The organism is Oligoflexus sp. (assembly GCF_035638955.1).
Classification (GTDB): Bacteria; Bdellovibrionota_B; Oligoflexia; order Oligoflexales; family Oligoflexaceae; genus Oligoflexus.
In genome coordinates, this window is record NZ_DASQYZ010000326.1 from 1 (window position 1) to 7,958 (window position 7,958).

Genomic DNA, 7,958 nt, shown 5'->3' on the forward strand with positions numbered 1-7,958 from the left:
GACAGTTTCCCTTCAGGCGGGCCAGAGTTATCCCATTATATTTGAGCGTCACGGCTACGCCGCGGGCGGGATCCAACTTGAATGGCAGAGTGTAAACGGCAAACTGCCTCGCCAGAAGATTCCTACGTCGCAGCTCAACCCATAACGTTTAGCAAAAAACAGGCTGCTCCCGACATGAGGCAGGAGCAGCCTCGCAGACACCGTGACGTCAATCTCAAGTCCGGTGAATTGAGATATGAACAGAAGGATTCGGGAAATGCTGAGACAGAAGGGTGTAAGGGAACTATCAATATACAACAAGATCTGGAATCATGGAGGTTGGCTTTAAGCGGGATCGAAGTTTGCTTCGCAAACAATACCAAACCCTTGACAGATGGTTTTGTTGACTCGATGATTGTATTTTATCCGAAGGCAGCAAATCTGCCTTCAGACATACAATCCAGCTCTGTGGATGAGCAGAGACAAGCGGAAATCCTTAAAAATTTCAATTCGTTTGTCTCCGGTAGCCAGCAATATAGCTGCAATGGTCAATTTGAAATTGACAGTTTTATTAAAGACAAAATCAGTTGCCTTCAACTGAATTGAAGTCGACACCACGGCATATTCGGTTCTATTTTTTTGTGCCATCTGTGAATTACACCACAGATGGTTCGAAAACATTCAAGCTCTTATTAAGACGATGCCAAGGCATCTCTCGATGCTCTTGAGCCTATTGACAAAAGCTTCACAGAGCTATGACCAGCTCATAAACTCAACGTTTCAATTCCTATGAAACTCATTTCCCCCCTTAGCAGGAAAAAATTGGCTTATTCCGACACTGTGCAGAGAATCACTGCAAGTGTCGTCCTTGATGGCCTTGCGATAAGTTCTCCAGATGGATTTCATGGAGACGTTAATGTTTGAACTTTGACAGGTTTTTCTTTCTCGGCAGTATCCCCTGAGCAACTGAAAGTAAATACGAAGGTATCCGTGGTCTGCAGTATGGATTCGTAAAATCGCGCACCAAATCCGATGCCGAAGCCAACCCCTTTATTTTCCGTTCGGAAGTTTCTGTCCACCGCTCCATCAACGAAATTAGCAGTCACAATGGCACTATACTCCTGACAACTCAAGGGCGGATCGCAGTGATTGATGCGAATGATCCCGATAAAATAAGCGTGACCACTGACATCAGCTATAACCTTCCACAAGACCATTTTGGCTCTTATAGCGCTGTTCTCAGCACCGACAATCAAAACCTGCTGGCTCCCGATGACCTCCCAGGTGCCTTTCATACCCTGGATTTAAAGGCCCAATCGGCCCCGGTAACAGAGACTTTATACCCAGGCAGTCAAGGCCCGGCAGAAACCCGAACGAAATCGGATCTTCGTTTGATAGAAAAGTTTTTGACCATTGAAACGCCCAGAAGCGGGGATGTTGTGTATGCGTTCGCGCAGCAGGCCGAAACTGTTCAAGGGCATTTGCTCGCTGTTGACATGAGTAAGCCGAAGGCCATGGGCCTGTCGACTGTGGCCCTCGGCGAGGCGATCCATGATTCGACATTCTTCGTGCCATCAGATGACTTGAATAAACTCTACGTCACGGATCTTGCTTACAGATTTTATTGCTTCGATATCTCGAACCCGATGCAACCGCAATTGATCAGCAAGCAAGACAGATCATGCGGTTCCCCGACCAAAGACGTCAAAGTTATTGGCGACAAACTGCTGGTCGTCACCGATAGTCAGTTCCAGATCTGTGAATTGCAGAGTCTCGACAAAGCTCCTATCAGCTCCTATACCTACGATACGGCCCGGCGCGAAAAGTTGGTATCCTTTGCTGGCGATAAAGTCTTCATTGCGACGCTGAATCTGAATACAGTGGAAGTCTGGTCAATCAAGGATCTAGCCAATCCGGTATTCCTAGGCCGCATGATCGTACCGGTGGCCGACAACGGCTTTATCGATGGCATAGAAGCATTGAGTCCTACCGTTCTCAGCGTGCTCGATTCCGAAGGCCGTGTGAACCTTTATTCCATTCCTGAGTGATCTGCCTGACCCCTATCTGCATGCCGGTCAACATCTGCAAAATAGGTCTCTTGGATACGAAGAAATCAGACGCGGCAACCCATTAGGGATCCTGAGTGTTGGATTTGGCTGTTTGCATCATGCTATTGATCTGGGTGCTGCCGGTAATCTGGAAGAAGCACAAAACTATGCGATCGAAGGAAACGAGGCCTTTGAAAAGCTGCTTGAAATTGATGCTCCAAAATATGGTAGATTGTTAGCTTACGCTTTGGTGTTAGCCACATTGGGTAAGAGGCAGGAGGCTATCGAAGCTACGAACAAGGCAGGTAAGTTAGTGAGTATGGATCGGGGTGTTTTCGTTGCGATCGCCCCCAAAGGAGTTCACTATGATTCGGTTTCCTGCGCCTTTGCGAGCCGGTTCTACGATCGCTGTTACGGCGCCTTCCAGCGGCGTGCTGCCGCCGTATCACAAGCGCTTGGACATAGTGTACGAGCATTTGAAGGATCAAGGTTTCGGAATTGTCGAAGGGGGTTGTCTTCGCAGCGATCACAAGCATGTAAGCGCACCGAAGGAACAGCGCGCTCAGGAACTGATGCGCTTTTGGAGCGATTCTGCGGTCGACCTCATATTTCCTCCTTGGGGTGGGGAGCTTGCCATCGATCTTCTGCCTTTACTGGACTTTGAACAGATGAAGGCGTCTCCGACCTGGATACAGGGCTTTTCGGATACCAGTACCTATCTCTTGCCAATTACATTGCTGACGGGAATCGCGACCTCCCATGGAACGAATTTGATCGATAGCGTTCCCAGGCAGACGGACGAGTTGACCCGCAATGCCTTGAATATCCTTCGAATGCAGCCGGGAGTGGTCTACAGACAGAATTCATCGGCTATGTGGCAGAAGGCGTTTGCTGATTACAAAGTGGATCCTGGCGTCGGATATGTGCTGACCGAGGCCACAGACTGGAAAATCCTGGGACGCAATCCCAATGGGTCTGTTAGCTTCAGTGGACGTTTGATCGGTGGCTGCATCGATACGATCGCCTTTTTGATCGGTTCAAAGTTCGGGGACGTCCCGGCTTTCATTCGAACCTATCGCGATCAAGGGGTGATCTTGTATTTGGAAAACTGCGATCAAGGCCCCACGGACCTCTTTCGGTACTTGACCCATATGAAGCTGGCGGGATGGTTTGATGGGCTTTCGGGCGTCCTTTTGGGGCGATCTGCAGGCCCGAATCCCAGCGACAGCAACAGTCTGCAGTATGCGGAAGTCCTGGAAGACATTCTCGGGGATCTGCAAATTCCTGTCGTGTATGACTGTGACATCGGTCATGTCGTCCCGCAGATGACCCTGGTGAACGGGGCCATGGCCCAGGTCTTTTGTGAACGCGGTTCAGGATGGATCGATCAGACGTTTGCATGATCAGACGAATGTGCCTGGCCCCCTCTCTTGATTTCGCCTGCGTTCTTGTAGGTCGATGTTCCCAGGATCAGATCAAACCATGGCTTCGTTACACACCAGTTTAAATTTTGATTGCGTCCCATATGATGTTCCACGTGCCAGGGTAAATGCTTTTGAGCCCATTCGTAGTCCTGGTGGGCTTTCTTATGGACGCGGTAGTAATTAAAAATGGAGTACAACACGGTGCCCACAAACAGCGGAGCGATGGGCAGGAGAGGCAGGTGCACCAGCCCTAGCAAAGCGAGACCAAGTGTTTCCTTGCCTTGAGCATGCCAGCCGAAAACGGATCGTTGGTAGCCTGGGTCGCTGAATCCCTTCTTCATAACAAGACGATGATGTTCGTGCCAGTGGAAAGCCCACAGGCTCGTCTTGCTTTTCCCCAGATTGTGAAGCACATATTTGTGTATGAACCATTCACCTGCATTACAGTAGAGCAGGCCGAGTGGAATTCCGAGCCATTGAATTAGCATAAATGTCTCACTTTTAAAATAGTGACCATTTAGTCAATATATTGAGGTTCACATTCGTGTCAAGAAAAAAGGGCTCTACGTCCAGCCATCCCCGTCTGCCCCGACAGCGCCCGGGACCATTGGGTGGCAAACGCGACGAGAATCGGAAACTCAAGCAACAGCTTTTGCTGACAACAGCGACCGGGTTGTTCAAAAAAAATGGTATGGAGGCCGTGGCCATCGATGAGATCGTCGACTCGGCCGGAATATCCAAGGGAAGTTTCTATAGTTATTTCGAAGGCAAGGCTGACCTGGTGAATGTCCTCTTTAGCCCTTTGCGCCTGCAATTCGAAGACGCCTTTCAGAAGGCTAAAAGTCAAATGAATCAGGCGCAAGGCGAGCTGGCTTTGTTTGACGCGTATCAGAACATGGCGACTGCCATGGCCCAGTCCTGCCTTGCCGAGCCCGACCTTATCCTGATTTATATAGCAGAGTCCCGAGGTGCCCCCACCGGGGCCAGGCAACCCATCCTGGAGCTGTCTGATCTGATCACGCAGAATGCCTTGGAGCTGACAGAAATCGCCCAGAAGCGTGGTCTTCTGCGGCCTTTTGATGCCAGGATCAGTTCCCTGGCCGTGATTGGAGCGATTGAGCGGCTACTGTTCGAATACCTGCGCGGAACGTTTGAATATCATCCCATCGAACTCACAGCCGCTTTGATTTCACTCGTGCTCGAAGGCCTGCAGAGCGAAGACTTCGTCACTTCTTGAAGAGCTTTTCGGCCAGCTCCAGATGTTTGGAGCTTTCCATATCCTTCCCCTTGGTCGACATATCAAATAGCTTTAATTTCGCGGCATCCTTGTCATGCGGCTTCTGAGCCAGACATTGGACCACATGGCGACCTTCGACTTCGCCTTCCTGATAGAAAAGAATTCGCAGACCTTTGATCTCTCGCAAAATCTCATTGGATGGGTAGTAGATGTTGCGATAGGACTCCGCCGTTGGAATGGCTTCAGGCATTTCGGGAACGCCCAGTGATTCGATGAGAAGGGTTGCGCCCTGCTTCATCGCACTGATGATGTTGGTATAATAGCGCGAGACCGAGGGTCGAAAGCGGGTCATGATAATGCTGTCATATTCCATGATGCCGAAGAGATAAAGGTCAAGGTCGGCTGGCTGGGCTTCAATCGTGACACCGGTTTCGCGAGCCAGGGTTTTCGCGCGCTCGACAGCCACTTTGCTGATATCGAAACCTTTGACCTGAAAACCCTTTTGGGCGAGATAAACGGCATTCATGCCTTCGCCCATGGCAATGTCCAGAACCTTGCCTTGTTCGAGGCGAGGCAGCATCTGCACCAGAAACGAATTGGGGGCCTTGCCCTGCGCAAACACTTTCTCAGCATAGTGCTGGTCCCAGTACGTCTTGGCATCCATAGCCGAGTCTCCTCCCCTGGACAATGAGACGGGTTGTGGCGTCAACCCACCTTCCAGTTGTAACAAAGCTTTGGTTAAAGACAAAGCCAGAGTGAAAAGGGGGGGAGTATAGGGCGGGGCCAGGGACCAGAGCAAGTCACAAAAAATCGTTTCCCGCACGCCGCCCCGCGCACTATTCTCAGCGCAACAAAAGCTCACAAATGAATGGTTGCGGGCACCTGGAGGTATCCGCTTCAGGTGCCTCTTTCTGCCTCGCCCTTGTTGGGGAGTGCCGACACGCCGGACCGTAAATGAGGGGGATTCGCCATGATACGAAAGATGCTCTGGGTTGTCTGGGGCCTGGGTTTTGCGATGCTGATATCGCCGTTGCAGGCTGCCGAGGCCTGCTCCACACCGGGCTATCGCGTAGGCGCAGCCCAGGATGACATCACCGGTCCCGTGGCTGAATTGGGTATGCTGGGTTACGCTGATTTAGGTCAGGTCGGCGAGGGCCTGCATATGCGTTTGCGCAGCCGTACGCTGGTGGTCAGCAACGGCTGTGGCCAGGATACGGTCGCGATGGTGATTGCCGATCAGGCACTGATGTTTCATGGTATTAAACAAGCCGTTCTGAATCGTTTGAATCTGGAAATTCCAGGCATTTTCAATCATCGCAATCTGGTTGTGAGTGTCACTCATACCCATGCGGGTCCGGGCGGTTACGCGCATCATGCTTTATATAATGTCACCACGTTTGGGTTCAGTCGGGCGAATTTTGATGCCATCGTTGCCGGCACTGTGAAGTCGGTCGTGAAAGCCTGGCGCCTGCAGCAGCCGGCCCGGCTGCTGATCAATCGCGGTGAGCTGGAAGGTATTCAGTTCAACCGTTCGCCGGAGGCGTATCAGGCCAATCCAGATCGGCAGAACTATGCGCAGATGTCTGATCCCGAGATGATCCAAATCAAAGCTGTCGCGACTGCCGGTCGACCTTTGGCTTCTTTTAATTGGTTTGCTGTCCATGGCGTGTCTTTGCCCTTGAGCAATAAATTCGTCAGCGGGGACAACAAGGGCCTGGCGGCCTATACGTTCGAAAAGAATATGGGTGCGACGTACCTGAAGGATGATGAGTTCGTGGCTGGATTTATTCAGGCCAACTCCGGTGATATCAGCCCTTATGATGTTGCGCAGCCCATGCCTGCTGATGTGGATGGCTATCCGCGCAATTCGGAATCGGCCGACGCTCAATATAAAAAAGCGTTTGAACTTTTTCAAAACGCGCAGGAAGAAATCAACGGGCCGTTGTCCGCTGTGCATTCGTTTGTGGATATGCCCTATCAGAATGTGGAGGGCCAGTACACGGGTCAGGGTCAACAGAAAACCTGCAATGGGGCGTTGGGTGTGGCGTTTGCCGCCGGCACCGAAAATGGGGCGCCCGTTCCTATTTTCAAGGAAGGCACTGTCTATGGCATCGATTGGCCGAAGATCACCTTGATGCCTGAGGAACAGGCCTGTCACGCGGAAAAAGTCATCCTGCTGCCCACCGGTTTTGTGAAGCCGCATCCTTGGACAGCCCGCATCGCACCCTTTCAAATGCTGCGCATCGGTCAGCTTGTGGTGGTGGCTGCACCTTTTGAGATTACAACGATGGCGGGTCGACGTTTAAAAAAATCGATTCTGGATATCATGCGGCCAGCTGGAGTCAAGTATGTGGCTCTTACCGCCTTGGCCAATGAATATCAGCATTATGTGACCACACGCGAAGAATACAGCAAGCAGAATTATGAGGGTGGATCGACCCTTTTTGGGCCGTGGACATTGGCTGCTTATACTCAAGTTTTTAGCAGGCTCGGTGTGGCTTTGCGGGATGGACAAGCTGTGGAGGCCGGCCCTACGCCGCCCGATCTTTCGGATCAGCAGTTGATTCTGAAGCCGGGCGTCGTGTTTGACACGGCCCCGATCGGGAAGGACTGGGGTGATTTGAAACAGGACGCGGAACGGGCTTATGCAGCGGGATCGCGCATCGAAGTTAAATTTTGGGGGGCGCATCCTAACAATAGCCTCCAGGGCCGGGATCGTACGCTGTTAACCGTGCAAAAGATGGTCGGTGGCACGTGGCAGACTGTACGGTACGATTGGGATCCAGACACGTTTTATCGTTGGCAGCGCGACGGAATATCCAATTCGTTGATTACCTTGACCTGGGCCAGCGAAGCGGAAACACCTGAGGGTCTCTATCGGCTTTGCCACTACGGGCATGGGAAACAATTTTTTACGGGAATTTACAAGTCTTATACAGGATGTTCACGGACGTTTGAACTGATCCCCTGATGCGGCTTGTATCATGCGCTCTTGCTGGAGACGGGGATCGTCTCCGGGAGCTCGGCGGGTTGGCCCGCGACAATTTCATAAAGCATGATCGGCTTTTCGATGCCCTTTAGCTGAAATTCGCGGACGGCTCGATAGTTGTGGGCATCCAGGTATTGAATGATGGCGTCGGACACCAGGATCTGGGGGCGCAAAGCAAAGTCCGGCAGCAAGGATCGGGGTCCGTACCGCCCGCTTTCCCATGATTGCAGGGGACGCGGGATCAGAAAGCGGCCATGAGGTTTTTGAAAAAGGCCGTTCTT

General features: G+C 51.6%; 8 protein-coding genes. 5 read left to right on the forward strand and 3 right to left on the reverse strand.

The annotated features are described in order from the left end of the window. Positions 1 to 174: 174 nt before the first annotated feature. From VE954_RS29430 to VE954_RS29440, 3 genes are all read left to right on the forward strand, one after another. On the forward strand, positions 175 to 585 hold the full coding sequence (locus VE954_RS29430; RefSeq protein ID WP_324959681.1) for a hypothetical protein: 411 nt from the start codon (positions 175 to 177) through the stop codon (positions 583 to 585). A 539-nt stretch (positions 586 to 1,124) separates the two neighbouring features. After that, positions 1,125 to 2,027 (forward strand): hypothetical protein, encoded by a 903-nt coding sequence (locus VE954_RS29435; protein WP_324959683.1) that lies wholly within the window; start codon positions 1,125 to 1,127, stop codon positions 2,025 to 2,027. 365 nt (positions 2,028 to 2,392) lie between these two features. Beyond that, positions 2,393 to 3,430 (forward strand): S66 peptidase family protein, encoded by a 1,038-nt coding sequence (locus VE954_RS29440; RefSeq protein ID WP_324959685.1) that lies wholly within the window; start codon positions 2,393 to 2,395, stop codon positions 3,428 to 3,430. On the opposite strand, the gene VE954_RS29445 is transcribed toward VE954_RS29440, so the two are convergent. After that, entirely contained in the window at positions 3,415 to 3,939 is a 525-nt protein-coding gene (locus VE954_RS29445) for a hypothetical protein (RefSeq protein ID WP_324959687.1), read from the reverse strand. The genes VE954_RS29440 and VE954_RS29445 overlap by 16 nt on opposite strands. A gap of 56 nt (positions 3,940 to 3,995) precedes the next feature. Here VE954_RS29445 and VE954_RS29450 point away from each other — a divergent pair, with 56 nt between their 5' ends. Beyond that, a complete protein-coding gene (locus VE954_RS29450) occupies positions 3,996 to 4,688 on the forward strand; it encodes a TetR/AcrR family transcriptional regulator (protein WP_324959690.1) in 693 nt (230 codons plus the stop codon). Here the strand turns inward: VE954_RS29450 and VE954_RS29455 are convergent. Further along, a complete protein-coding gene (locus tag VE954_RS29455; RefSeq protein ID WP_324959692.1) occupies positions 4,678 to 5,352 on the reverse strand; it encodes a class I SAM-dependent methyltransferase in 675 nt (224 codons plus the stop codon). The two genes, VE954_RS29450 and VE954_RS29455, sit on opposite strands and share 11 nt — an antisense overlap. A gap of 306 nt (positions 5,353 to 5,658) precedes the next feature. Here VE954_RS29455 and VE954_RS29460 point away from each other — a divergent pair, with 306 nt between their 5' ends. Beyond that, positions 5,659 to 7,659: a neutral/alkaline non-lysosomal ceramidase N-terminal domain-containing protein gene (locus tag VE954_RS29460; protein ID WP_324959694.1), complete on the forward strand. Its 2,001-nt coding sequence runs from the start codon at positions 5,659 to 5,661 to the stop codon at positions 7,657 to 7,659. Positions 7,660 to 7,670: 11 nt separating this feature from the next. Here VE954_RS29460 and VE954_RS29465 read toward each other — a convergent pair. Next, a partial coding sequence (locus VE954_RS29465; RefSeq protein ID WP_324959696.1) for a hypothetical protein occupies positions 7,671 to 7,958 on the reverse strand: 288 nt, incomplete at its 5' end.

Excerpts from the sequence above, each read along its gene's own strand:
- VE954_RS29430 (WP_324959681.1), top strand. The coding sequence starts at position 175 with ATGAGGCAGGAGCAGCCTCGCAGACACCGTGACGTCAATCTCAAGTCC.
- VE954_RS29440 (WP_324959685.1), top strand. The coding sequence starts at position 2,393 with ATGATTCGGTTTCCTGCGCCTTTGCGAGCCGGTTCTACGATCGCTGTT.
- VE954_RS29445 (WP_324959687.1), bottom strand. The coding sequence starts at position 3,939 with ATGCTAATTCAATGGCTCGGAATTCCACTCGGCCTGCTCTACTGTAAT.
- VE954_RS29455 (WP_324959692.1), bottom strand. The coding sequence starts at position 5,352 with ATGGATGCCAAGACGTACTGGGACCAGCACTATGCTGAGAAAGTGTTT.
- VE954_RS29460 (WP_324959694.1), top strand. The coding sequence starts at position 5,659 with ATGATACGAAAGATGCTCTGGGTTGTCTGGGGCCTGGGTTTTGCGATG.